This is a genomic window from Laspinema palackyanum D2c (genome assembly GCF_025370875.1).
GTDB lineage: Bacteria > Cyanobacteriota > Cyanobacteriia > Cyanobacteriales > Laspinemataceae > Laspinema > Laspinema palackyanum.
The window spans coordinates 96,367-122,828 of record NZ_JAMXFD010000010.1 but is presented as its reverse complement, the minus strand read 5'-3'; the positions used below and the strand labels follow the sequence as shown (position 1 = coordinate 122,828).

14 protein-coding genes are annotated in these 26,462 nt (G+C 48.9%); 9 read left to right on the top strand and 5 right to left on the bottom strand.

Features of this window, described 5'->3' with window-relative positions; translation table 11 throughout:
• Nucleotides 1-154 precede the first annotated feature (154 nt).
• On the bottom strand, nt 155-3,271 hold the full coding sequence (locus NG795_RS14145) for an alpha-mannosidase (protein WP_367289309.1): 3,117 nt from the start codon (nt 3,269-3,271) through the stop codon (nt 155-157).
• Between the two features lie 144 nt (nt 3,272-3,415).
• On the opposite strand from NG795_RS14145, the gene NG795_RS14140 reads away from it, so the two are divergent.
• The 5 genes from NG795_RS14140 (at nt 3,416) to NG795_RS14120 (ending at nt 13,305) form a co-directional block, all read left to right on the top strand.
• The gene (locus NG795_RS14140) at nt 3,416-5,281 is read left to right on the top strand and encodes a hypothetical protein (RefSeq protein WP_367289308.1); all 1,866 of its coding nucleotides are present in this window, start codon (nt 3,416-3,418) and stop codon (nt 5,279-5,281) included.
• Nucleotides 5,282-5,935: 654 nt separating this feature from the next.
• Nucleotides 5,936-6,052 (top strand): photosystem II reaction center protein I, encoded by a 117-nt coding sequence (locus tag NG795_RS14135; RefSeq protein ID WP_015151639.1) that lies wholly within the window; start codon nt 5,936-5,938, stop codon nt 6,050-6,052.
• A 121-nt stretch (nt 6,053-6,173) separates the two neighbouring features.
• On the top strand, nt 6,174-8,636 hold the full coding sequence (locus tag NG795_RS14130; protein WP_367289307.1) for a DUF3769 domain-containing protein: 2,463 nt from the start codon (nt 6,174-6,176) through the stop codon (nt 8,634-8,636).
• A gap of 409 nt (nt 8,637-9,045) precedes the next feature.
• Nucleotides 9,046-12,201: a diguanylate cyclase gene (locus NG795_RS14125; RefSeq protein ID WP_367289306.1), complete on the top strand. Its 3,156-nt coding sequence runs from the start codon at nt 9,046-9,048 to the stop codon at nt 12,199-12,201.
• Nucleotides 12,202-12,396: 195 nt separating this feature from the next.
• Nucleotides 12,397-13,305 carry a hypothetical protein gene (locus NG795_RS14120; protein WP_367289305.1) on the top strand — a complete coding sequence of 303 codons (909 nt, stop codon included), beginning with the start codon at nt 12,397-12,399 and terminating at the stop codon, nt 13,303-13,305.
• A gap of 385 nt (nt 13,306-13,690) precedes the next feature.
• Here the strand turns inward: NG795_RS14120 and NG795_RS14115 are convergent, their stop codons facing one another.
• From NG795_RS14115 to NG795_RS14105, 3 genes are all read right to left on the bottom strand, one after another.
• Nucleotides 13,691-18,868 (bottom strand): nitric oxide synthase oxygenase, encoded by a 5,178-nt coding sequence (locus NG795_RS14115; protein ID WP_367289304.1) that lies wholly within the window; start codon nt 18,866-18,868, stop codon nt 13,691-13,693.
• A 464-nt stretch (nt 18,869-19,332) separates the two neighbouring features.
• Nucleotides 19,333-19,452 (bottom strand): HHL1-like protein, encoded by a 120-nt coding sequence (locus NG795_RS14110; RefSeq protein WP_367289303.1) that lies wholly within the window; start codon nt 19,450-19,452, stop codon nt 19,333-19,335.
• 563 nt (nt 19,453-20,015) lie between these two features.
• The gene (locus tag NG795_RS14105; protein ID WP_367289302.1) at nt 20,016-20,549 is read right to left on the bottom strand and encodes a phycobiliprotein lyase; all 534 of its coding nucleotides are present in this window, start codon (nt 20,547-20,549) and stop codon (nt 20,016-20,018) included.
• A 430-nt stretch (nt 20,550-20,979) separates the two neighbouring features.
• Between NG795_RS14105 and NG795_RS14100 the strand changes: the two genes are divergently transcribed.
• The 3 genes from NG795_RS14100 to NG795_RS14090 all read left to right on the top strand — a co-directional run bounded on the left by NG795_RS14100 (nt 20,980) and on the right by NG795_RS14090 (nt 23,184).
• Nucleotides 20,980-21,489, top strand: a complete 510-nt coding sequence (locus tag NG795_RS14100; RefSeq protein ID WP_367289301.1) for a hypothetical protein — start codon at nt 20,980-20,982, stop codon at nt 21,487-21,489.
• A 101-nt stretch (nt 21,490-21,590) separates the two neighbouring features.
• A complete protein-coding gene (locus NG795_RS14095; protein ID WP_261251356.1) occupies nt 21,591-22,478 on the top strand; it encodes a hypothetical protein in 888 nt (295 codons plus the stop codon).
• A gap of 13 nt (nt 22,479-22,491) precedes the next feature.
• The gene (locus tag NG795_RS14090) at nt 22,492-23,184 is read left to right on the top strand and encodes a DUF2996 domain-containing protein (RefSeq protein WP_367289300.1); all 693 of its coding nucleotides are present in this window, start codon (nt 22,492-22,494) and stop codon (nt 23,182-23,184) included.
• Between the two features lie 3 nt (nt 23,185-23,187).
• Here the strand turns inward: NG795_RS14090 and NG795_RS14085 are convergent, their stop codons facing one another.
• Nucleotides 23,188-24,636, bottom strand: a complete 1,449-nt coding sequence (locus tag NG795_RS14085) for a protein kinase domain-containing protein (protein ID WP_367289299.1) — start codon at nt 24,634-24,636, stop codon at nt 23,188-23,190.
• 694 nt (nt 24,637-25,330) lie between these two features.
• Between NG795_RS14085 and acsF the strand changes: the two genes are divergently transcribed.
• A complete protein-coding gene (gene acsF, locus NG795_RS14080; RefSeq protein WP_367289298.1) occupies nt 25,331-26,407 on the top strand; it encodes a magnesium-protoporphyrin IX monomethyl ester (oxidative) cyclase in 1,077 nt (358 codons plus the stop codon).
• Nucleotides 26,408-26,462: the final 55 nt, after the last annotated feature.

The window sequence follows — 26,462 nt, the reverse complement described above, 5'->3', positions numbered from 1 at the left end:
ACTACGAACGGGGAGAATTGTCGTTTATTTATATCAACCTTGAATCCGGATAACGACTAAAGTCGTTACTACGAACGGGGAGAATTGCCGCTTCTCTTATGTTCGTAGTAACGCCTTCAGGCGTTTCCGGATCATCAAACTAACGCATCACCACTCAATCCCCTAATTGAAAACTCACCACCTTCCAAGGAGAAATCGGCACAACCTCCCCCTTAACCCAAACCTGATCTAAATTTTCTTCTAATAAATCCACCTTTTGCAAACTATTCCACTCCTCCTCAACCGCTAATTTTGTCAGTTTCCCTTCCGATTCATAACACCGCATAATCCATTTGGTTTCATCCATTTCCGACTGCTTGAATGCCATCAAAACCAGACTCTCTCCCGACAACTGTAAAAAACTCCCCTGCAAACCTAAAGTTTTTTCCCCCTGTTCCAAGACTGACTCTATCAAACGAACCTGCAAGGGTAAATTCAATTCATACCCCTGCCGGACGGTTTTGGCGGACTGCCAATTTCCCCCATGTGGATAAATGCAATAGGTGAATTGATGCCACCCTAAATCCGCCTCCGGGTCCGGCCAATTGGAAGCGCGTAGGAGGGTTAAACGCAGTTGATTGGGGGTGGCATCGTAACCATATTTACAATCATTGAGGAGACTGACTCCCACCTTTTCTCCACTCAAATCGGCCCATTTTAAAGCCGGAACTTCCCATTTGGCTTTTTCTGTCGGTGTTTCGGGTCGGGTGGTTCGTTCCACTACACCACAAGGGGTTTCATAGGTGACAAAATCCGCTTCAATGGTCAGGGGAAATGCGGCTTTTACCATTACATTACGGTCTTGCCAATTCACGGTGGTGGCAATTTTTACCCAGGGGGAGTCCGCTTGGAGGATATACTCTTGAATAAAGTCCGATTGTCCCAATTGGCGAATCACTTGCACTCGTTGTTGCAATTCCCCTCGTTCTAGCCAGTGAATCTGTTTTAGAGTAGCAGGGGGAAGCGGATGTTGGCTATAATTGGGGTCAATATTCCAGGCATCCCAATATTGGCCTTTATCTGCAAAGGCTTGGAGTTTGTTGCCCGGTTCTTTGAGAGTTTCCCAATTATTTATTTTATCATAAATGCTGCTAAGATTGCCGGTTTCTGGGTCAATTATAACTCGCAATTTGTCAGTTTCTAGGATAAATTTGTCATCGGGTTCTGGAGATGAAGAAATGGGATTGAGTTCGGATTGCCCTAACCAAAAAACGTGATAGCCAATGGAGGGAATATCGAGGCATTCAAACAGGAGATGAGTGGTGGTGAGTTGCGATCGCACTGGATTTCCCTCACTATCATACACTTGCCATTCCATCCCAGTTGCAGCGGGTTCGGGTAATTCTAGGGAAACCACTTGCGATCGCTGCCAATTGAGAGAGTTAAACACTATCAGCGGTTGAACCGATCGCAAGGCAGCAGGAGGAACTCCCGCAACTTGTGAGGCGATCGCCGCAAATGCTTGTTCTAACACTTCCCGTCCCTGTTCTTCCGCCTCCTGCCAACCGAGATTCGCATCCAGATACACCTCCGGAATCGAGGAACCGGGTAAAATATCGTGAAATTGATTGAATAATACCGCTTTCCAAGCGGCTTCAATTTGCCCTTTGGGATACTCTGTTCCCGTCACCCGGGTAGCGACTGCCGCCCATAATTCCGCCTCATATAATAACCCCTCACAACGGCGATTCCATTGTTTTTGGTCGCCGTGAGTCGTATAACAGCCGCGATGAAATTCCAGATATAATTCATCCCTCCATACCGGAAACTCTCCCTGCTGTTGCAACTGGCGCAAATAGTTCTCAGCGGTGGTAAATTCCATTGCCGGGAAAAAGGGCGACTGCCGCCAGCGATCGCCAACTTCTAACATATCGCGAGTCGGACCCCCGCCATGATCTCCCACTCCGGGTAACCATAAACTCTCTTTTAGTCCCGTTTTTTGTTCCCAATCACAAGCATAATCCGCCATTTGCACCGGGTCAATTCCGGTGCCAATTGGGGCGGACATTAAACTAAAAATTTGCGTTCCATCGGGGGATTCCCACCAGAAAATAGGATAGGGAAATTCCGTAGTATCATTCCATCGCAATTTTTGGGTGACGAAATATTCGATGCCTCCTTGTTTTAACAATTGCGGCAATTGTCCACAGAATCCAAAGGTATCTGGAAGCCATGCCACAGGAGAGAGTTTCCCAAATTTTTCTAAACAATACTGTTGTCCATATAACAGTTGTCGGGAAATAGACTCACCGCTAATAATATTTAATTCCGGTTCCACCCACAATCCACCTAAGACTTCCCAGCGTCCTGCTGCAACTTCGCCTTGAATGTCTGCAAATAAATCTGGGCAGTTGTCTTCAATCCAAGCATAGAGGGCGGCGGTGGAATGTCCAAAGGTGAGGTGAGGAAATCCTGCCATTAAATCCAAAACGGAGGCAAAGGTAAACTCTGCAACATCCCAGGTTTCGGCAATGGGCCACAACCAGGCTAGGTCTAAATGGGCGTGCCCCAATAAAAACAGTTTACTGGTTTGTTGAAATTCTTGTTTCAACTTGGTTCGCAATTCAGCCAGGGACTGTTCAAATTGAGGAACATCATCGGGTAAGCTATTCCAGGCGATCGCCTCAATCTGGGTCTGTAATTGCTGCAATTTCGTCTCCGCATCGGATGAAATTCCCCAATACTTGCCAATTACCGCTAATTCGTCCGCAATAAACCCCGGATCAATGCAACTTTCATAACTCTGTTCATAGCTTTTTTCATAAATCCACAGCGATCGCACTAATGCCCCGCAGTCATGTCCGGGACTAACTAATCTTAAAGCAATATCAATCCCCTGACCCGGTTCTACTTCTTCGATAATCATCACCCGGGTCACACAATCAAATAAATCCCCCTCTTGGACTAACTCCCCATTCACAAAAATTTGGGCCTCATCTGCCCACCAAGTTAGGGCCAAGCGCAAGGTTAATCCCGCCAGGGGATACCCCTGCAACTGGTCCGGAACCTGATATCGCAACCCTAACCAGATCGTCTGCTGCCCTTGAGTCCAGGGGATATGTCCTTTCTCGTTCAGTGTGGCCCTCTGCCACTGGTCCCAGGTGTCCGCTGCTGTCCCTTCCTCCACGGATAAATCGGCAATTTGGTATCGCCAACTACCGATCGCATTCACCTGAGTCAGTTGCCGCAGTTTCTCAATTGATCCGGTTATTTTACTGTTTGGAGCTGCCATAAATTTGCTCAAATTTTCGATATGATTAAATGACGGGTTTCGGATTCTCCAGGCATTCTTTATAAAAAAACCCGTTACAGAGGTTCATATTGCGGATAGTCAATATGAAATCCCCCCCCGAACAAACTGATTAACTTAAAAATTATGTCCTCTTCCGGTCGATATCAAAGTAAATTATTCAATTTTCTGCAAGCGGGGTCTCGGAAACTGGCGACCCAGTTAGAAAAGGCCGGACAGCAGATCCGCTGGGTTGCCCAAACTGGGGGCCACTATTTACTGATTCCTGTCTATGCAGTGTATCAGGCCACGCGGTTGGTGGGAAAGCAATTGGCGGGAAGCGGTAACCCGTCGGAGTCTTCGGCAAAAACCCTGGGAACTGCTGAGGCGAATCCAGGGACGAGAGAATCCGACAGGTTCTCGGAAACCCCGTCAGCCGATCGCCCGATCGCCCGCGTCTTGAGTGGGGTCGAACTGGTAGCAGTTGCTGCAACAACAGCGGATACCGAGGAATCCTGGCAAGTCTTGGTTACAGAAGAGGACAACTCACCCCAACCCCAGGAGGTTCTCGCGTTAACTCCGGGACGGACTGGGTTGCGGCAACGGGTACTCAACTGGATTCCGGGGAAAATTTTAGCCCGGTTTGGGGTGAAAGGCAATCAGTCAGGAACCCTGGTCCCGGTGGCATCAACAAAACAATCCTTAACTGTGGCAACTCCCGCCTCAGCGATCGCCACTTCTCGTCCGGTGATTCAAGGGATTGCTACCCTGCTGGAAACGAGGAGTTTAGTTCTCATCAGCGATCGCAACCAAATTTTAGATATTCTCACCCCCGTCCAGCAGCAACAATTGCAAGCCAGAATTGAAGGGGAACTGGCAGCAGCAGCGTACAACCTCGAACCGAAAAGCTTGTCATCTGCCGGAACTGATTCGGTCCTCACAGGTTCGCCATCGCAAAAACAGTTACCGCCAGTGAAGCGATTGCGTCGCTTGCGTCAACTCTTAGCTGGAGTTCAACCCGTTCCTCTGGGCAATTTATTGGACCGGAGTTTAACCAAAGTTGGGGATTTGTTGCAACCCTCGGCCCTCGTTTTGCAACCGGATGGGGTGAGTGAAGTTCCCGAACCCCAGGGGACTGGATCCCCCCGCTATCAGGGTCAACCTAAAATTGCAGCAGCCTTGTTAAAGATGGATGCAGCAGTGGCGAGATGGGAAGGGATGCAACTGCCCCAGGGGGGAACCCTCAGCGAAACCGTGGCAGACAGAGGCGAGTCCATGCTGAAGGGGATTCAAAATCTGGCGATCGCCCTCGTCACGGACCCCCAGTCAGACACCACGGATTCTGAACTCTCCCAGGAACAGCAATCCCTATCCCTGCAAATGCAACGGTTGATTCAATCGGCAGTGGATTATTTCTTCGGAACCTCGGATCAGGCTTTAACCGGAGAGGGCGATCGCCCGTTGACTCATCTTGAAGTTTCGGGGAAAGAGATTGCACAAAAGTTTGAAAATGTCAAGCCTTTATCTGGAAATTCTGAGGCGGCGACTGGGCAGTTGTCCAGTAATCCGGAATTAGACAGGTTGCCGGACTCCTTCTGGGGAGTGGAGGCGGTGGAACAATTTCTGAACCCACCCTATCCGACCACCCGACGAATTGGGCAGCCCCGACCCGTGGGCAAACCCTCCCGCAGCAAGTCCACCAAAGGAAATCACCGGCGAGTCCAACCCCAGCGATCGGTTCCCCGGACCGCAGTCGAGCCCACCCCTACAGTAACCGTTGAACCCACCGCCCGGGTTAGCCGCCCTAGTCCGGCTGTTGACTCTCCCGCGCAATTGCCACCCCAGGTGCAAACTCCAGGGAAAAGCGACTGGATTGATGTGGAAATTGCCGGAGTGGAATATATTATGCACCCCTTAGAGCAAGCTTTGAAGTGGTTTGACCAAATCCTCGTCTGGCTGGAAGAGAAACTGATTCAAGGGTGGCAATGGGCAAGGCAACAACTGTTTAGTTAAGTAAAAACCGGCGGGGGTTAAAACCGGCGGGGGTTAAAACCGGCGGGGGTTAAAACCGGCGGGGGTTAAAACCCCCGCCTAACAGCTAAAGTCGTCTAAAGACGACTAAAAAAACCACCCGATAAGACTTATAGTCGGTTTCAACCGACTTTAGCTATTAGGCGGGGGATTTATCCCTTTAGCTATTAGGCGGGGGATTTATCCCCCGCCGTAGAGGCGCTTATAAAAGCGCCTCTACAGGCTAAAAGGTTCAAACCCCTATAGGTGTTAAGAATGGTGCAAGATCTCAGTTAAAACCGACTAAAAACACCACAGCATAAGACTTGCAGTCGTCTTTAGACGACTTTAGCTATTAGGCGGGGGTTTAAACCCCCGCCGGTTGGGGGTTTAAACCCCCGCCGGTTGTTGCTTTAAATAACCCCTGAAGGGGTTACTACAAACGTTAGGATCACCGGGAAGTTGGGGAACGAGCGATCGCCAACAGACGTCCCCCACCGCAGGGTGCAGGAAACCAAAAACCATTGGCCCATCTAAACTCGGGAACCAGACAAAAATATTTCTTAATAAAACGGGACAGCCTTCCGATATGATAAAAAAACTGGAGAGTCTTGATGGTAAACTCTCACAGCTTTTCCAAAAACTGGAGATATCTGTATGGTGACCCTTAAAATCGTAGTTTATGTTGTTGTCTCGTTCTTCGTGGCCTTATTTGTCTTTGGCTTTCTGAACGGAGACCCGGCCCGTAACCCAAAACGGCGCGACCTCGAATAATCAAGGGATATTCAGACCTTGATGGCGATCGCAGGGGCGGCCTTTTGGTCGCCCAAGCATCGCGAACCGGGGTAAAGGGTTCGCCTTTGGGCTATTGATTGTTAAGTCTAATCCTCTAAATATGCCTTACCCGGTTCTGCCTCCCCCACCCCCTGCTATTGTTACAAATGTTTCCCCCGAACCTATTAATTCGGAGGCGATCGCCGCTTCAGTGGATGATTCCGCAGCCGACTTGTCCGTAGAAATTCATCCCACGCCACCGGAAACCGTAGTCACTGAACCCGAGTACGGAGTCAGTTCTGCCGCGCTTTTAGGTCCACCGTTAGAAATCTCCTCACCGATGAGACGGGTTGAACCCCCGGTGAGTGTGGCATCCAAAGAATTAGAACAATCTGAAACCCCCATAACCGAACCCTCGGCGAAGCAACTCCCCGATCTGGAATCTCCTACAGAAAAAAACCCAGAGTCTGAGGCGATCGCGACGTTATCCATTAGTTTGAGATGGACCCTGCGTAACGCTGCTGCCTTACAAGACACTTCATCCCCTGGGGAATCGGCATCGGTGACCGAAACCGAACCCCAGACTCGGGATTTGTATCCTGAGGAGGAGGAAACCGCCGAACTCCCGGCGACAACAGCCGAGGAAACAGCGCAAACCCCTGAACTCCCGGTGACAACGGCACAAGAAACAGACCCGGAATCAGAGAAAACAGACCCGGAAGAGGCTGAAATTGTGGTGGAAGTTTCACCTGCTGGGCAAAATGCCACACCACCGATGATCGCCCCAGCGGATACGGTGGAATTAAAAGCCGATCGCCAGGAGTTCGATAACGAACGGCAAATTGTCACCGGAGAAGGCAATGCCAGAATGAGAGGGCGGGGCGCAGCAATCGACGGCGAACGCCTACAAGTTAATTTAGAATCCCAGGTGGCGATCGCCGAGGGAGATGCAGTATATGCCAAAGGACAGCAAGTCCTCCAAGGCGATCGCATTGAATATGACCTCGTGCAGAATCGCGGCGGCATTGATGGGGCCAAAGGAGATATTTTTACCCCCACCACAGCGGAAGACTTTTCCCCCAACCTCCCCACGGATGTCTCCGCTGCCGCCTTGCAACAACAGGATATCATGGACCGACTCCGGGCCGGAGAACCCCCCAGGCGAATAACTCCCGCCGGGGGTATCACCTTTGGCGGGGGGGGCGGAAGTCTTCCCACCTCGGGTGGAACCATCGATCGCTTTCGCTTTGAAGCCGATCGCCTGAATTTCAATGATTTGGGGTGGGAAGGGACCAATGTCCGGATGACTAACGATCCGTTTTCTCCTCCAGAGTTGGAATTGCGATCGCCCCGGGCCACTTTTCGTCCCATCTCGCCATTACAGGATGAAATTTTTGCCAAAAGTCCGCGTTTAGTCTTTGACGATCGCATCTCGATTCCTTTATTAAGAGAACGAATCATTCTCGATCGCAGTGATCAAGACCCCTCCTTAGTTCGCTTCGGCTATGATCAAGAAGACCGAGGCGGCGTTTATGCCGAAACCACCGTGATTCCCCTCGGAGGCAGCGGACCCGTTCAAATTAATTTAATTCCGCAATATTATATTCAACGGACCTTGACCGATGGCATTGGCACCCCCTCCCGCTTATTTGGACTCAAAGCGCGGTTGGCGGCGAATCCGACTCCGACGACTTCCATTGTGGGAGAGGCCAGGTTTACGGATTTTGATTTTAATGACGAAGAGGAGAATTTGCGGGGGACATTGCGGGTCCGGCAGATGGTGGGAACTCATGCGGTATCGGGAGAATATAATTATCGCGATCGCCTGTTTAATGGGTCCTTGGGATATCAAACCGTGCATCAAAATGTCGGATTAGTGGTGACTTCTCCCGCCATTGCCCTAGGGGGAACCGGCATCAATTTGAGCTATCAAGCCAGTGCACAATATATTAATGCCGATAGCGATCGCCCGGACCTTCTCCCCCTAGTTCGGGATAACAATCGCCTTGACTCTAGCCGATTTCAAGCCTCTGCTGCCGTTTCTCGGGGCTTTTTACTCTGGCAAGGAAAAGCCTTACCCCGGACAAGGACTGAAGGATTGCGTTATACTCCTGCACCCGTGGTTCCCTACGTCCGACTCTTTGGCGGATTAACAGGAGTTGCTAGTATTTATGGTTCCGATGATACTCAAAATGCCCTCACCGGAAGCATTGGCATTCAAGGGCAATTTGGGCATTTTTCCCGGCGCTGGCTGGACTACACCGGGTTTAATGTGAGTTTGTCGCGCATTTGGAAAGATGGGGAATCGCCCTTTTTATTCGACCGAATTGCGGATTCCAAGGTCCTCACGGCAGGGATCACTCAACAAGTCTATGGACCGTTTAGAGTGGGGGTACAAACCTCGTTTAATTTGGATACTGGGGAACGAATTAATACGGATTTATCGATGGAATATAGTCGCCGGACTTATGCGGTGAATCTGCGGTTTAGTCCAGAACGAGAAGTGGGTTCAGTGAGTCTGCAACTGAATAATTTTAGTTGGTTCGGGAGTGGGAATCAATTTTCCCCAACGGGCGATCGCTAACTCAATTAAAAGGTAGTCATAACGAGTTCGCAATCGCCGCTATGAGCGATCGGTGGAGGGGATGTCTCCGCAACCGGACTACAAAAATGTTAATAAGTAGCAACAAAAATGGGCCAGATACTCCCTTTCTGGTCCTAGGGATTTAATACTGCACTGGCGTCCTAGAGGCTTGATCCAATCGCGATCGGGCCTCCAGTCGGTCATGGTCCTTGCGGTTTTCGGGCAATATTTCACTTCAAACTTCCCTCTGAGGAGGGATGTCGTTTTTTGCGGTCCTAGAGAATAATTATTAGGGGTAGGTGGTTCAAGTGCATTCAAGGGTATTCTCGCTATAAGTAGTGTAGCATTTCTCTCTGATATTTTGTAAAAATATCCCGTATTTCCAACCCTAATTTATTATTTATTTTATATGTCTACTTTAAAACAAATTGCTATGGAGCTTAAAGATTTACCCATTTCCTCTTTATCCCCCGAAACGGCTATTGAGAGAAAAGTAGTAACTGTTTCTCCAGAGACCCCCTTAGACCAGGCCCTCGGGTTGATGCTGCCAGAAAAAACAGCCTGTCCCTTGCCCCCCGCACCTTGGGTAGACTCCAAAACCCGAGAAGACGTCGGGCCCATCTGTTTGTTGGTCATTGAAAATGAGCAACTGGTGGGCCTATTAACTGAATGGGATTTTGTCAGACTAGGCGCTGAAAAAGCCGAGTTAAAATACACCACCGTTCGGGATGTAATGACTCAAAATATTGTTACCATTAAAGAATCAGATTTTAGTGATATTTTTAGTGTTTTAAAGATATTTAGGAGCCATAAAATTCGGCATCTTCCCCTCTTGAACGACGGGGGAAATGTCCGAGGAATCGTCACCCTAGATAGCATTCGTAAAGTGCTAAAACCGGCGGATTTACTCAAGGGAAAACGAGTGGAAGAAGTGATGGCAACCGATCTAATTCATGTGCCACCCACCACCTCCGTTTTCCAAGCGGCTCATTTGATGTCTGAGTATCGACTCGCCGCGATTATTGTCACCGAAAATAGAGAACCGGCCCCAGAGCAAGAGGACCCGAATTCCCCATCATTTTCCTTGCCGGTGGGGGTGATTACGGAACGAGATATTTTGCATTTTATGGCGTTAGAACTCGACCTAGAGAAGATCCAAGTGGGAGATGTGATGAGCGAACCCCTGTTGTGTTTAAACCATCAGGAATCCGTTTGGACTGCTCATCAACAAATGCTGCGACGACAGGTCGAACGCTTGATTATTTGTGGCAATCAAGGGGAACTACTGGGGATTATCACCCAGGGAATTTTAATGCAAACCCTTGACCCCAGTCAACTCTATGGGGTAATTCAGGGATTAGAACAAAAAGTGTGGAAACTCCAAGCGGAAAAAGTTGAATTGCTGCACAGTCGCAATATTCAACTGGAAAGAGAAGTTAACCTTCGCACGAATAAGCTGCATGAACAGGCATCCCGGGAACGGCTGCTGAATAAAATTGCCCTGAGAATTCGGGAATCGTTGAATCTGCATGAGATTCTGAATACGACGGTATCCCAAGTCAGACAGCTTTTAAAAACGGATCGGGTGATTATTTATGAATTTGAACCCGATTGGAGTGGAAAGGTAGAAGTTGAATCGGTGCGGGATAAACACCTGTCAATTTTGGGGCAAACCCTTCAAGATAATTGCTTTAAGGAAACGGCACTGAGCTGGTATCAACAAGGTCAAACCCGGGCGATCGATGATATTTACAACGCCAACTTAAACCCTTGCCATATTGAGTTTTTAGAAGGGTTTCAGGTTCGGGCGAACTTAGTGGTGCCAATTTTGCAAGGGGAAGATTTATGGGGATTGTTGATTGCCCATCACTGTCTCGATCGCAGAAAATGGACCCCCTCAGAAATTGATTTCTTAGAAAAGTTGGCAACCCAAGTGGCGATCGCCATCAATCAATCCACTCTATTTCAACAAGCCCAAACTGAACTCGCTCGCGCCACCCGCGCCGAAGCCGAATTACAAAAATCCAAAGATGAATTAGAAATCAAAGTGCAAGAGCGCACTGCCGAATTAAAAGCAGCAAATGACCAATTGCAACGGGAAATTCAAGAGCGCAAGCAGGCCGAAATGGACCTGCTCTCTAGTCAAAGATTTATCCAAAGAATCGCCGAAACTACTCCGAATATTCTCTATATTTATGACCTTTTACAAGAAAAAGATGTCTATAAAAATCGGTCCATTGGGGAAATTTTAGACTATACCCCAGAACAAATTGAGGAAATGGGAGAAAACATTTTTCAAGAAATTTTGCATCCTGACGATGTAGCCCAGGTTACGGAACATTTCCAACAACGCATCCTCCTCAAAGAGGAAGAAATTCTAGAAATGGAATATCGGCTCAGAGACGCCCACGATCGCTGGCGGTGGTTTATCAGCCGAGATATGGTCTTTTCCAGAAATGCCGAAGGCTTACCCAATCAAATTCTGGGGACCGCCACGGATATCACCTCTCGTAAACGCGCGGAAGAAGAGTTGCAACAAGCCAATTTCACCCTCAAAGGATGGGTCAGCGAACTGGAACTGCGGAACCAAGAGATGGATATGCTGGGGCAGATGAACGAATTTTTACAAGCCTGCTTGAGCGTAGACGAAGCCTACAAAGCCCTGGACACACTGCTGCAACCGTTATTCCCGGGGACCTCCGGTGCCATATTCATGATCAATCAGTCCAAAAATTTGGTCGAGGCGATGGCAAAGTGGGGGGATGATCTGCCCACCCATACCTTCTTTTCGCCGAGTGACTGTTGGGCATTGCGTAGAGGTCGCCTGCATTGGATCGATCGCACCAATGCCGGATTAGCCTGTAAACATATTCACTCGAATAAAAACCCCGCCCAGTCCCTATGCGTGCAGATGATTGCCCAAGGAGAAACCTTGGGAATGCTCTACTTAGCCAGTGAAGACGAGCGATATTTGACCCCAGGGAAGCGCCAATTAGCGCGGACCGTTTCCGAACAGGTGTCTTTGGCCCTAGCTAACTTAAAACTGCGCGAAACCCTGCACCAGCAGAGCATTCGCGACCCCTTGACCGGGTTATTTAACCGGCGGTATTTGGAAGAATCGTTGAATCGGGAGATTCATCGGGCCTTGCGAACCAAGCGATCGCTGGCAATTGTGATGATTGATGTGGATCGATTTAAGCAATTTAATGATACCTTCGGTCATGATGCTGGAGATGCAGTCTTGCGAGAACTCGGAACCTTTTTGCAAACTAATGTCCGCACCTCAGACATTGCCTGTCGCTATGGGGGGGAGGAGTTGACCCTGATTTTCCCCGATGCAGATTTAGAAGATGCCGCCCGTCGAGCCGAGGCCCTGCGCCAAGGGATCAAGGAGTTGAAAATCACTCATCGCGGTCAAGTTCTGGATCAGATTACAATCTCGATGGGCGTCTCAGCTTGTCCCGATTGCGGGACTGACGGTGACGACTTGGTTAAAGCGGCAGATGCAGCCCTGTATCGGGCCAAAAAAGAGGGACGCGATCGCACCGTCGTTGCCTGCCCTTGAGGGCATCTCAGGGAGAAGTCACCCCAGGGATTTCCCAACAGAATCCTTTGGGGAGAGCAAGAGGAGGATTTCCGGGATTCGGACATCCAAAGCTGTTGCTAGGGGCGATCGCAGATGTAGGATTGAGAGACAATCACCCGTGGTCAAACTCGCGCATGATAGAGAAGATTGGGGATACCCGGTAGGCAATCCAACATGAACAAAGCGGCCCAGGATACTGCATTGGAGAGTGCAGCGGCACTGCTGACTCACTATAGTTTCGATCTCGGCGGCTACAGCACTGAGGAATTGATTGCCCAGTGGCTCCTAGACTATCCGTCCGCTTGGGTGCGTTTAGCAACCATTGAGGCGTTATATCAAGGACGGTATAAAGCCCTGTCCGTGACCCACATTTTAGCCTGTTGGAAACGCCGAAATCAGGCCCTCTATCATTTCAATCATGAATTTGAACGGTTAGTGAGTAGTCAACTGCCGAAAGGTTGGAAAGGGAGCGCGGACACAACGGAGAAAATGGCATCACCAGAGGGGTTGACAGAATTATCCCAAACGGGGGTATTCCCCAGAGCAATTCCCAGTTCAGACGTCCGGCACTTGGAACGGCCAACATTTCGCCAGCCTCTGCCGGAGAGTGCGGCATTGGAAACTGTGGCGATCGCCACGGACCCGGAGAATTCTGCCTTAGTGGACTCCGAAGTGCCCATCCCCGCGCCTGCAAGTGATCAGGAACCCGAACCGTTATCCCTTGAGCCAGGAGAGTCCCAAACCCGATCCGCCTCACCCTCCCAGACCCTCAATTCAGGGACAAAAGAGAGGGAAACGACAGAGATCCCCGAGGCGATCGCACCCAACTCCGATGATTTACTCGGGGACCTCTGGCTCGATCGCCCTCAACTGCAACCCATCCGTAACCCAAAACCCACATTCACCGATTTAGAGTTATCCTCGGAGTCCTCCATTGCGATCGAGGAGTCACACCGAGGGGACACAGAGGAGGCGATCGGCAACAACAGTCCCATCCACCAGTTCACCCCCCAAGAAACCTCCTCGGATTTCTACTCCAAGCTCAAAGCCGTCTCCCAAAAACAACCCCAACCGCCCCCCTAAATCCCGTTCGTAGTAACGCCTTCAGTCGTTATTTCCCCGTTCGTAGTAACGACTTCAGTCGTTTCTTCCCCCGGTTCGTAGTAACGCCTTCAGGCGTTCTAAGGGTTTTAAATTTAATCGACCTCTTGCATAAATCTCTTATACGAAATCCGGTATTTAAAGGTCTATAAAAACGGATTGTAGGGGCGCAATGCTTGCGCCCGGGGGAGGGCGCAAGCATTGCGCCCCTACAAATACCCCTTGACCCGGCTTGTTTTTATAGACTTATCAGTACCGGATTCCGTATTAGGGCCCTTTCCATTGGCTTCCCCCTTTTTACATGGGGTACTTTCCAGGGTTAGGATTTTACAAAAATCCTCTAGGCCGCAAATGCTCCTAACAACTACTAACCTACAGAAGTTAGCATCATTTCATCTTCCTGGGTTTGCATTTCCTTAAATACCGGAATCTCTTCTTTTCCTCCCGCAATATCCTGACCCACCACATAAAACTCTAGGGGATAAATCCAGTTTGTATCCATCGGTCCGTGAATTTGAATACCTGTCATGACGGCATATTCAAACATTGATGGATCGACGACACTGAACAAACTTTGGATATCTTTAGAGATAATTTGGGAGGCCAATTTGGTGATTTCAATTAAATTCGGTTTGTCTCCATAGTGAATGTTGGAAAGAATCTTTTGGCGAATGATGGTTTGTTCGACATCCTGCATATCCATTTCTAACATGAGCTTACCGGATAACAGTTCTTTGGCGATCGCCTCCAATGCACCACAAGCATGAGAAACTTTTTGGATGCCGTAACGGTAGACTTTGCCCACTTCCCCATCTTTAGAAATGGCAATGTGAGGCATGGCATAAAAGGCAAACCGCCGCTTGTCACCCACAATGGGCACATGATCAGTAGCAGCAGCTACCGCCGTTTTGCCCATCATCACAAACCCTGCCAAGCTAGAGCAATTGAATGAGTTTCCCCATTTGCGGACTACTTCAGTCAAAAATGGTTCAGTGATTTCATCCCGACAGAGGGTAGTCATGCCCATTGTATTTTTGTTTTCAAAACCGTAATCACCCAACGTTTCATAGGTGATTTGCATATAAACGGGCATGGGTAGAGCGCCTGGGAAGTGCTTCTGGAGAGCTTCGTAAAAGATGGGGTTTGATTCGGGTTTGTAAGCATCTACGGAATCTTTGATGCGATTGAGCCAGAGTGCGGCTTTGGAATAGTTGTTTTTTTGTACCTCTTCGATGGCTTGCTTAAAGTGCAACTGCACCCCCCAAACATCGGTAAAGAAGCGTTTTTCTTGCTTCATCCGGTCAAAGAATTCCACCATTTCTGCATGGGTGAGTTGGCCTTGTTTTTTGGCGATGTTCATCATCACCGCAAACACATCATCCGCCATTTTTGCATCACCACAAACATAGTAATGACACTGGGGATGACTGAGAATTTTCCAGATTTTTTCCGGTTGCTGTTCCATCAAGTTTTGGACATATTGCTTCTGCTCACCCAACCGAGAAAAAGCCACATTTAATTCAGTGAGAACCCCTTGATTTTGCCAAGTTTGCAACGGTTCCTGATAGATAAAATCACTGTGATTGCGGCATCCGAAATATAGACTTGCTTCCCCTAACGGCACTCCTTGGTTTTGCAGTGCTTCTCGATGCTGAAGGAAGGCGATTAAAGGAGAAACTCCCGTTCCGGGTCCTACCATCAAGATCGGGGATTGGGAATCAGCAGGAGGACGGAAAGCCGAAGTAATCACACCAATCCGCACCGAGGAACCCGGTTGCAGTCCAGCCAGATAGTTAGAACAAAGTCCCTGGCGTACTTTACCTGCATCGGTTTTAATTTGCAGTACACCTACGGTGATTTGAATTTGTCGAGGATGGAGTAAGGGACAGGAAGAAATGGAGTACAGCCGAGGTTTTTGCTTGGGTAACAATTCCAACAGGATACCCAGTTCAATGGGGGCCGAAGGAAATTCCTCCAACAGATCCACCACACTAATAAAGTTATCGGTGAGGTTCTTTTTGAGGGCGATACTATCGGGGTTTTCATCCCCCTGGCGCAAAATTTCTAACCAGGTTTCCAGGCGATATTTTTCCTGGGGGTTCTCTACAGTGGAATACAGGTAAGCTAATAACTCCGTAAAGGGTGCTCGCAATCCCAGATCCAGGTCTTCTGAGAAGACTTGATGAACTGTGCTAGGAACGGCAATAGGGGGTTGATCTTCTAAAGATTCACCGCTAGAAGTAACGTATTGAGCGGTAAAGTAAGCATGAGGATTAAGATTGAGGCGATCGCACAATCGCTGTACCAACTCGGGGGGATTGCAGGGATGCACAGCAACGTGATCACCTGTTTCATACTGGAGGTCAGTATTACTCAAATCCAAGGCAATAAAGCGAGTGGAACGACTACCCGCAATCACTTCTTGCAATAGTTCTTGATTGGCAACCACCGGAACAGGAATACCGCCTTCCCTTGCAGACAGGGGAAGTATCGCTTCCTCCAGGAAGGTAACAGCAAGTTTAGGGGTTGAAGTGGCAGTATTACCGGAGGTCGCATCTTCACCCATCACGCGGGAAACTAAGCCCAACCACTGTTTAAAAGTTTCGGCCTGTCCTTTAATTTCATCCCCTTTGTGAATCGGTACAATGCAGTTTGCCCCGGCTTTTGCCAATGCCTTATCTACGGAAATTGCGGCGGCGCAGAATTGTTCATAAACCGTGCTCCCAATGCCCAACACCGAATAATTTAAGCCTTGAAGCGAACCCTTGGGTTGTTGTTGTAACCATTGTAAAAATCGCTTACCTTTGCTGGGCATTTCGCCATTACCAAAGGTGGAAGTAACCACTAATAACAGCTTTTCTGAGGCCAGATTGTTGGTGTTGTATTCATCCAATGCCATGACCTGGGGACGGTAGCGATTGAGTTGACGGGCGGCCTTACGGGCAAAACCTTCTGCTGTTCCGGTTTCCGAAGCATAAAGAATCAAAATCCGGTCTTGTTTATTTCCGTCCTCATCGGCAACCACTGCGAGTTTTTCTAGATCCAATCCATCTTCAACTGCCCAACGGTCCGCGGCATGATGATAGGCCGGTTCTAAATAAAAATCTCGCATGGAATGATGCCATACTGGACATATACTGCCCCCGGTGGCGGGTACAACCCAAGCCCATTCGGCTGGACATTCTCGCCCCGCTTTCTTTTCCCGTAAATCATGGGTCATAAATTGACGGGAGGCGGTTTGGTGATCCACCATTGTCACCTTTGCTTGTTGAAAGGAGTAGAGAATAGCCGTGTTTAGTTCCAAGGCTACGCGATCGCGCCATAACGTTTGTTCAGAACTGGTATCTAATTTCAGAACTTGGGCAATTTCCTCCATTTTGTTATAGCGGTACTCATCGAGGAAATCCCGCATAATCTCGGTATCCATATACCAGCCATTGAAGGGCATACAGCCATAATGGATACCGCCCACATGAACGGAGAAGTTACTAATAGCAGGAATGGCATACCAACGCATTCCCAGGGCTTTAAATTCGGGAATTGTGGGATGTTCAATGTGCACTTCTAGGACTTCTTCCGGTTCCCAATGATACATTTTTGGTGCTTGACCGGGAACTTCAATCACCACAGGGAGGATGTCATAAGCGGTGGGGGGTTGTGGGGGTTGCCACCCTAATTTGATAATGGCCTTGGTTAGATCCAGATTGGCGGGATCGCCCAAAATGCTGCCATCGGGCTGTTGATAAGCTGCATAGCGATAGAGTTGGGAATTCCAAAAGCGCACGCCCCATCTTTCCTTAGGCTGTTTGGGACGAAATACGGTCATGGTGATCTGCAAATTGCCCCCATTGGTGGCAAATTTGACGTGTTCCTGACACTCACGGAACATTTCATCGGGATCCGTGACATGGCGGCGATCGCGCACTACCATATTATTCCAGGCAATTCGTCCTACACATTTTGAGGCGTTGCGCCATGCTACTTGAGTTCCATAGGCCAGTTCTTCATAGCTGTGGGTATAGGTGCCGGTGGCTTTGACTTCCTCTTTAATTTCTTTCCACCGTCTTTCCTTATCTTCTGCTTCCCATGCCTGTTCCGATGCAATCACATTTAGGAACTGTTTGGCTTTTTTCAGCAGCCGTTCTTGATTGATCATAGGCATCTTAACCACGTTCACTACGCGATCGAGCAATATCTGCCACCCCTGCCGTAGTTCTGGGGTGAAATTAGGTAAATATCGGTCAAACAAGATAAATAGGGTATCAGAGATCGCAGAATAGGCACAGCTAGGCACATCTGCAAAGCTGTGAACTTGCCCCAAAAACCGCAGTTCCTGCAACATCTCATCACTGCTACCCGTCTTCAGACAGCGCACTAGAAATTCTAAAGCTTGGAATAAATGTAGGGATAGATAATCCATATCTGCCCGCCCAAAAATCGGCAATACAAATGGATATTTCTCAAATAAAATTTGGTAAAATTCCATCCCCATTTGCTGCTTGTTCTGGCTAAACACCTCCCAGCAAGCTGCCATTTCTTTGAGTGTTTCCGGTGGTAATGCAGCTTCATAGTGATGGATCGCCTCTACCATCGGCAAAATTATATGGGTAGTGAAGAACTTGTAGAGGGCAGAATTCTCACTTTTGCTCAAATCTTCGCGGTCATATTCTTCTAAATAAGCCGTTGAGGGTAGCATCCACATCCACACCTGTCGCGCCTTTAACCAATGTTGAGGACGCATTCCCGTATCAGCAAAGAAACTTCCATATTCTGCTACGGTTTTAAAACCATGTTCCTGTTCTGGTGGCACACCTGTTAAGGGTTCTGCCAGGATAATTTGAGTTTCGGGTTGCAGTTGGTGAATGGCACAGTCGAACAACTCATAAAAAAAGTCGCTCATACTGTCAATGGCTTCACCAAATAAATACTCTAATTCTGGTTCTTCTAGCAGTAAGCGCTTGAAAAATTTCTCCATTTGGAGTTCTTTCCAAGCGCGCAATTTGTTCCATACATCTTTGACAATGACTTCTTCTGGCGGTGTCAGTATTGTGGGTTGAGGAAGCTCAAATTCTGCTTTTTCTGCTGTACCTTGAGTTCGCCGACGAGAACTATTTTGTTTGCTAAATACTGTAATGGTGTTGCTAATGGTTTCACTGCTGCTTTGGGTTAGACGGGCTTTCAGTTTTAACTCCGGGGCTTGTTCCCAGGTGGTGATGGGAAATTCCAAATCAGCATTACGTTCACCTTTTAGACAATCTTCTGTCGTAAATGTAACGGTTCCTGCATCTTGCCAGGGATGAGTAATGTCTCCTTCTCGATAGCAAAGGGTAATGGCGATCGTGCAGTCCCCTTGATTCTTTAAGTCCACTAGCCAGTTGGGCTGCATTCGGACAAACAACTCCTTTTCCAGGGAAGTCTCTCCCTCATGAGAGATTACCTGTACTCGACACTTGTACTTATAGCTATTACTAACCGGAAAGTCAGTAGCAGAAATTTCAGTTAGACGAATAATGCTCTGGTTATTAAGGGTTTCTAGTTCTTGCATCTTTACTTATCTTTACCTATAGAGTTAGAACAGGCGTAAGGAGACTCGGATAGTTGCAAATGAGACCCAACATTTTCGATTTTAATCTCTCCCCTTACCTCGGTTTGCCAGACGGGGATTAATTTGGGTTTTGCTCTCATTTAGCATGGGAAACAACATTAAACGACTCGGTGCAATGGCAAAAGCTGCCGGAATTCATCTGATTATTGCCACCCTAAAGCCCAGACAATAACGGGGTTACACCGAATTTCCTCTCAAATTTACCCGGAAGAGTTGCCCTGAGAACTGCTACTGACGCCGACTACCCTATTATTTTAGGCGGACAAGAAACATCCGCTACTTATCTGCTCGACAAAGGAGATTTACCCTACCCAATGGGCTCCCAGTTATATCGATTGCAAAGCCTATTTGCTTCAACGATTGACTTATCCCAGTCGGGATAGAGGGGCCTATTCCCGGCAACCTCATCTAAAAACATGAAATTCGGGCCTTTCCCCTTCTTTCATTTTCTCATACTTCTGTGCTGCCGCCGCCCGCTTTGCTGTGCATTTGCCGGTTTTCTTTGGGCGGTTGCACTTTCCCAAATCCCTGCTATGTAGTCACTTTGCCTTCCTTTTGGGTGGTATTCACGAAAGTGTAGAGTATTTCTCAGAATTCTGCAATCCCCTTTCAGGATTTTAAATGGCTTGGTTCAGAGGGACCCCACTCTATTTTCCCGTTTGTAGTAACGACTTCAGTCGTTATTTCCCCGTTTGTAGTAACGACTTCAGTCGTTATTTCCCCGTTTGTAGTAACGACTTCAGTCGTTATTTCCCGATGTTCGTAATTCAATCACCCAGTATTCCAAACCCAATGCAACCCTTGTCGGCAAAAATAATCGAGGGAGTTTTCATCAATTATTCTAATGCTTATCCCTTTAAAGTGATTGATGATAGGGCTAAGGAACCACTGAAGTCTGGACGTTGAACATAAGAGAAGAGAACGACTGAAGTCGTTACTACGAACAGTTAAGAACGACTGAAGTCGTTACTACGAACAATTAAGGAACGACTGAAGTCGTTACTACGAACAGTTAAGAACGACTGAAGTCGTTACTACGAACAATTAAGGAACGACTTCAGCGTAAATGATTGACAGGTGGATAGATTTAAGCTTCCTTGGGTTTTCCGCCCATGCGAATTTCACTGTAGAAAGAAGCTAGACTAAATCCATCCGATCGCTTAACAACATGAGTTCTTAGGCGCAAATTATCACTGGCAAACCAGATCCGTTCTTCTGTATAAAGATTGTCAGATTCCGCAATGAACGTCACTACATCATCACTGCCAATAATGTAACGACTCTGAGTTGGTAATGGCTCAGAAGTCGGGGATTTGCGAAGCAATTGGCCTTCATTCGGTTGAGAACCATTGCCGATCGCCACTAAAAGAGTTGAACCCGATTGTTTCGGTTCAGAGTCGCTGGGTTTATTTTCCCATCGAATCCGCACGCCACCTAATGCCTCTGCCGGATCAATGCCATGCTCTTGACAAAGGGCGATCGCCTCTGGGTCCTCCGATGACAAGGCATCCAGCCAAAGGTCAGTTGTGCCTGCTACAGATTTGACCGCAGGGAGATCTTGACAGGTTCGTTGGGAAAACCACTTCCCGGCACTATGTTGGAAAAACTCGATAATATCCATCAACGACGTAGGAGTACGAGGGCCTTGACTTGAACGGGACTTACGGTTGTACCCAATCGGTTCAGATCAATACTGTTGACCCATCCATAGCCTGGGGTGCATAACAGCCAATCCCGTAAGTCCGCTTTTTAATATCCTATGCTGAATCGTGCCTTCGTGACTCTAAGATTCTGTTGGCCCATTCTGCCAAGGGACCTCTGGGCCTCTCTGGGCCGATCGCCACTGCTACTCCGGTATCCAGGAGCAATTGTAGGGTGGGCACTGCCCACATAGCTGTTCGGACGGGGCATTGCCCACCCTACAATTGCTGGGTGAGGTCTCCTCCAAGGGCCTCTCTGGGCCGATCGCCACTGCTACTCCGGTATCCATGAGAAATCCCCGGTAAAATGGCAGGTATTACCTACGGTTCAAAACAGAACACTAAGAGAAAATGATGAAATTACCTCGTCTGCGTCAGATTTTACTCTCATCCTGCTTGGGATTGTTACTCTTGGTGAGTGCTTGCGGTGAAGTCCAAGAACCTTCCCGGTGGGATGGCGCACAGCAACAAAGTACAGAAGTTAACAGCGCAGCGGGTCAACCCGTCCCCGGCAGTTCCTTTAACCGCCTATTTCCCTCAGCCAGTGGGGGATATAGTCTCGTCTATACCCAAGAAAAAGAGGGGTTTGCCGAGGCCAAATTGCAACAAGGGAACCAAGATATGGCGATGTTATCCATTTCTGATACCGTCACCAATCCCAGTGCAGTGACAAAATTCCAGCAGAGTAACACCCGAGTCGGTGGATATCCGTCTTCGTCCCTGACGCCGAACGATACCGCGATTTTAGTGGGCGATCGCTTCCAAGTGAAAATCCAATCGCGAAATCCCGCCTTTACCGCCAGCGATCGCGAAACCTGGTTGCAGCAATTTAATCTCAACGGACTCCAGCAACTGAAATAATAAAAATTCCCCGTTCAAAGGCTAACCGATAGCAAAAAGCCGACTCTTACCCGTCCAAAAAATTACCATTTCACCTATTCCCCCTACACTAGGAGACTCCTGTGAGCAAAACAATCTTTCAGTTGGTTGACGAACTCCCCACCAATAACCTAACGGTTCACTCCCTGCGAGCCCTCGATTTTGTCGTTCCGGGTCAGTGGAATAACCTTGTGGGATTTGAAAACACCATTAAAAGCGTTACTGGCGTAACGGATCAAGCCGTCATCCAACAAATTGGCGATCGGGCCATCCAACTTTACAACGACAAATCCCAAGGCTATCAACGCGCCCTCTGGATCTACCAAACCGTCGATAGTTTTGGGGGAACCCTCGGCGCTGCCGCCCTCGCCAACAAAGTCGGAGAAAAAATCGGCTTACTCGGCTTCCTTAACAAAATTACCCCCCGAGCGGACAAAGCGCAAACCATCGACCTCTCCCTGAAAGTCGTCGCCGAATTAATTGCCTTTTGCCAAATCAACGGCATCCCCGGCGACAGCATCGGCGATTTTGTCAACTCCCTCGGCAACTACAGCGGCGAATCCCTGATGCGGATGACGGCCCTCGTCTGCTTTGATGGTCTGATTCCCCTGGGTCCCAACTTTGTCATGAAAGCCCAATCCGTAATCAGCGGATTGAATCCCGGCGACTTACAAGAAAATGGAATGTTTAAAAAACTCAGTAGCATGATTCCTGGAGGAAATCCGGCGGGTCAACTGGGTTTTATTGGGCAAAGTTTCGCCTCCACCTCCGGTTGGATGAATAACTTTGTCGCCTCTCGCGGATTAACTCCCCAAAAAGTTGCCAACAGCCTTCAGCAATTTATCGAAGTATCCGATGATAAGTTGGACTATTTAGCGGCGTTCTTGGATATGTCCACCAATTACTATGAGCATACAGGGATTCAAACCCTAGCTCATCGGTTGATTGAACGAGCCGTTGCCGAGATTTAATTGAGGAGAAACCATGTCAGCAGACAAACCTAACTCAGAGGAAGCATCCACAAATCCGACGACTCCCCCGGCGAATCCGAATGCGGGAGAATCGGTGACTCCAGCCGCCTCTAAAGAGCAGGCCCCGAGTATCGAAGAACCCCAAGCAACGGATATGCCAACGGCAAACACTCCCGATCCGGCGAGTGCTAATCCGGAAGAGAACCCGAATGCGGCAGCGGAACCCAAAGCCAAAAAACCAGCAGCCAAAGCTGCTGCTAAACCCCCAGGGAAGGCAGCTAAGGGAGAGGATGCCAAACCGGAAGCAGCCGCGAAAAAGGCGAAGGCTCCAGCCGTAGAAGATAAACCCTTTGCGGAGTTCATCGAACAGGATTATATCCCGGCCTTGAAAACGGCCCTCGCCCAAAAGGGGATTGAGGACCTACAAATCGCTTGGTCCAAGCAAAAAGTGACCATGCCCGGTTTTACCTCAGAGGAAAGCTGGGCGCAGGTTAAGGGGGATTGGTTGAACGGATCCCGTCATTTCCGGGTTTATTTCCCCACGGAGGATATCAAAGGACCTAGAGCGTTTTCCTGCTTTGAGCGGGTCAGCCAACCGAGCACTTTAGAGCCCTTCTTGATTGACGAACGTAAGATTGACCTCGATGGGTTGGTCTTTTATGTCGTGCAAAGACTGACGGCTCAAAAGTGGGTAACTCGTAATTAGTCCTCACAATTCGTTGAATCGATAGATGACGACTCCGGAAACGGGGTCGTTTTCTACGCTGACATAACCGGCGGACACCATCTGGGTGAGGGCTTGTTCGACTTCGCTAAAGCCCCGATTAGTGTCCATGACAGCTTGGGTGACGGAAAGGTAGCCCCCTCGGACTTGGGCGGCTCTCACCAGGGCGATCATGAGTTGATCTTGGGTTTGCAGGCTGAGGGTTTGGCTAATCGCATTTTGGGGAGCTAATGGGACTCCAGTTTCGGATATTCCGAGTTTTTTTCTCATCTTGTCTTGGTATTTATCCACCATCCCCGGCATAATAAACGCATCCACCATTTGACCTAAAAAGAACAAGTTCCAGGTACAAAACCACAGGACTCCGGTGACGTATTTGCCGTTATAAAACCGATGCAGGCCCCCCACTCCAAAAAAGCCTGCCATCCATAACAGGTAACTGACCCCGAGTCTGACGGATTTTTCTTGCTGCAAGCGAGTCATTTGCTCCCCTAACTCCTCCACGGATGACAAGGCATTCTTCGGGGGGGTGAGGGCGGGTTTCGGGGCAGATCCGGTGCGGTTTAAATCGGCAAGGACTTGGGTGACGGAACTATAGCGCCGAGATAGGGGCTGTTGCAGCATTTTGTCCAAAACCCGCCGTAAGGAATCGCTGACGGGATTATCGACGAGATAGTCCGGCCAGATCCAGGCCCCTTCTCGGGGGTCGAAGAGTTCAAAGGGTTCGATTTGGGTCATCAAATGGATGCAGGTGATTCCCAGACTGTAGATATCGCTGGCAAAGGTGGGTTTCCCGATCGCCTGTTCAGGGGCTGCATATCCGGCGCTACCGATGACGGTGCCGCTTCTGCCGATACTGGTGCCGGTGACGGCTTTGGCGGAACCAAAGTCTACTAAAACAAGTTGTCCGTCACTGCGCCGCCGGATGATATTTTCAGGTTTGATATCCCGGTGAATCACCTGGCGATCGTGGACATATTGCAGGACTGGGAGTAAGTTATTCAACAGTTGGCGAATTTGGGAGTCGGTGAACGGACCAGAGAAGGCCAGTTCGTCTGCCAAATGTTGTCCATCGATGAATTCTTGGACTAAATATTGCCGTCCTTCCTGTTCAAAGGTTGCCAGCAAGTCGGGTATTTGGGGATGTTGTCCCAGTTGTTCGAGTTGGATGGCTTCTTGGCGGAAGAGTTGGGAGGCTTTGGGGGAATTACTGTTAATCTGGGCGTCGGGGTGGAATTGTTTGATGACGCAGCGGGGTTTGGAGGGTTTGTATTCGTCGATCGCCAGAAAGGTTCTGCCAAAACCACCCGCCGCGATCGGTTGGATGGCACGGTAGCGATCGCCCAACCTTAACCTCGCGCCACAATTGGCACAATATTGCGCCCCATCCTGGTTCTGGGGCTTCTGACATTGAGGATTTAGGCAGAAACTCATAAACAATAAGCGATAGTGATGCCTGTGCTTTCATGTTGGCACAACTCCCCCTCAAGATGCTTGTCCTCCTCGGAGGAATCCTCACCCCTCCCCCACGTCCAAGGGTAGGTTTTTACGCTCACTGCACCTGATGGTCCCCTCCCCTTAGCAAGGTCCGGGTTAGGGTGGGGTCCACGCGCAAGAGCGAGCGCTCCTCACTTAGAATGGCTGGGTAGGAGGGTCCACGGGCAGAGGTGGCGATCGCCTCTCATGAGTGCTTGACGGGGCGGTAAGCGGAACTATCCCGTAGGGAAGCGCCACGTCACGGAGACCCCACCCTAACCCGGACCAAGACACAGGGGAGGGGACCGGAAAATCACTTGTAAGCCCCTCCCCCATGCCCCTCTGAACCCCTTCCCCGACGATGGAGAGCCTCAAACAGCCCTCCTCTCAACCGCCTTTCTCTCCTCGGTGGGCTTTTCCCTGGCGAATTTTTCCCCCAAACTTTACAAAAATTGACGTGGTTTTGTGAATTTTTACCCCTTGGACTGTTCCCAAAGTCTCATACCCTGGTAGACTGGAGTTCGTAACCAGGCATCATTCATCAAAATGCCGAGCGATCCGCATCAAGAGGTCGCGCCTTTGGCGTAGCTTCTGAGTCGGTCTCCACCTCGCCTAAAGCAAATCAGCTATAACACCACCCTCACCGACACCTATGGTAGATTCCCTAAAGAAACCTGCGTTTGAAGAAATCCGCCCGGGGGTTAAAGCTCCCGCCAAGGACACCATCCTGACGCCGCGCTTCTACACCACGGACTTTGATGAGATGGCGCGGATGGACATCTCCCCCAACGAAGACGAACTCCAAGCCATTCTCGAAGAGTTCCGCGCCGACTACAACCGGCACCACTTCGTTCGGGATGAAGAGTTCAACCAATCTTGGGATGGGATTGATGGGGAAACTCGTCAACTGTTCATCGAATTTCTGGAACGCTCTTGCACCGCTGAGTTTTCTGGGTTTCTTCTTTACAAGGAACTCGCACGCAAGCTCAAAGACAAAAATCCGGTTCTAGCTGAGTGCTTTTTGCTGATGTCCCGAGATGAGGCACGTCACGCCGGATTCCTAAACAAGGCGATGAGTGACTTCAAACTATCCCTGGATTTGGGATTTTTAACCAAAAGTAAGAAATACACCTTTTTTAAGCCGAAATTCATCTTCTACGCGACCTATTTATCGGAAAAAATTGGGTATTGGCGCTATATCACCATTTATCGGCATTTGGAAGCGCATCCTGAACATCGGATTTATCCAATTTTCCGCTTCTTTGAAAACTGGTGTCAGGATGAAAACCGCCACGGCGACTTCTTTGATGCCTTGATGAAGGCCCAGCCTGAAATCTTAAACGATTGGAAAGCAAAACTGTGGAGCCGTTTCTTTTTACTCTCGGTTTTTGCTACCATGTTTTTGAATGATATTCAGCGTTCCGGATTCTACGCGGTGCTCGGTCTCGATGCGCGTGAGTATGATATTCACGTCATCCGCAAGACAAATGAAAATGCGGGACGGGTTTTCCCGGTAATTTTGGATGTGGATCATCCAGAGTTCTTTGCCCGATTGGATACTTGCACGCAAAATAATGCTAAAATAGCAGAAATCGCAGGTTCTAACCAGCCTAAGATCGTGCAGTTTTTCCAGAAGCTACCCCTTTACATCTCAACTGTCTGGCAAATCGTGCGGCTTTATTTGTTGAAGCCTATTGATAAAACCGCAGAACAAGGGTTGGCTCACTAGATAGTTTTCCGGTTTCGCTCCTCTGTTGTTTCGTCTTTCGGCTCTGCTGACCGCA

Excerpts from the sequence above, each read along its gene's own strand:
- NG795_RS14145 (WP_367289309.1), bottom strand. The coding sequence starts at position 3,271 with ATGGCAGCTCCAAACAGTAAAATAACCGGATCAATTGAGAAACTGCGG.
- NG795_RS14140 (WP_367289308.1), top strand. The coding sequence starts at position 3,416 with ATGTCCTCTTCCGGTCGATATCAAAGTAAATTATTCAATTTTCTGCAA.
- NG795_RS14135 (WP_015151639.1), top strand. The coding sequence starts at position 5,936 with ATGGTGACCCTTAAAATCGTAGTTTATGTTGTTGTCTCGTTCTTCGTG.
- NG795_RS14130 (WP_367289307.1), top strand. The coding sequence starts at position 6,174 with ATGCCTTACCCGGTTCTGCCTCCCCCACCCCCTGCTATTGTTACAAAT.
- NG795_RS14125 (WP_367289306.1), top strand. The coding sequence starts at position 9,046 with ATGTCTACTTTAAAACAAATTGCTATGGAGCTTAAAGATTTACCCATT.
- NG795_RS14120 (WP_367289305.1), top strand. The coding sequence starts at position 12,397 with ATGAACAAAGCGGCCCAGGATACTGCATTGGAGAGTGCAGCGGCACTG.
- NG795_RS14115 (WP_367289304.1), bottom strand. The coding sequence starts at position 18,868 with ATGCAAGAACTAGAAACCCTTAATAACCAGAGCATTATTCGTCTAACT.
- NG795_RS14105 (WP_367289302.1), bottom strand. The coding sequence starts at position 20,549 with ATGGATATTATCGAGTTTTTCCAACATAGTGCCGGGAAGTGGTTTTCC.
- NG795_RS14100 (WP_367289301.1), top strand. The coding sequence starts at position 20,980 with ATGATGAAATTACCTCGTCTGCGTCAGATTTTACTCTCATCCTGCTTG.
- NG795_RS14090 (WP_367289300.1), top strand. The coding sequence starts at position 22,492 with ATGTCAGCAGACAAACCTAACTCAGAGGAAGCATCCACAAATCCGACG.
- NG795_RS14085 (WP_367289299.1), bottom strand. The coding sequence starts at position 24,636 with ATGAGTTTCTGCCTAAATCCTCAATGTCAGAAGCCCCAGAACCAGGAT.
- acsF (WP_367289298.1), top strand. The coding sequence starts at position 25,331 with ATGGTAGATTCCCTAAAGAAACCTGCGTTTGAAGAAATCCGCCCGGGG.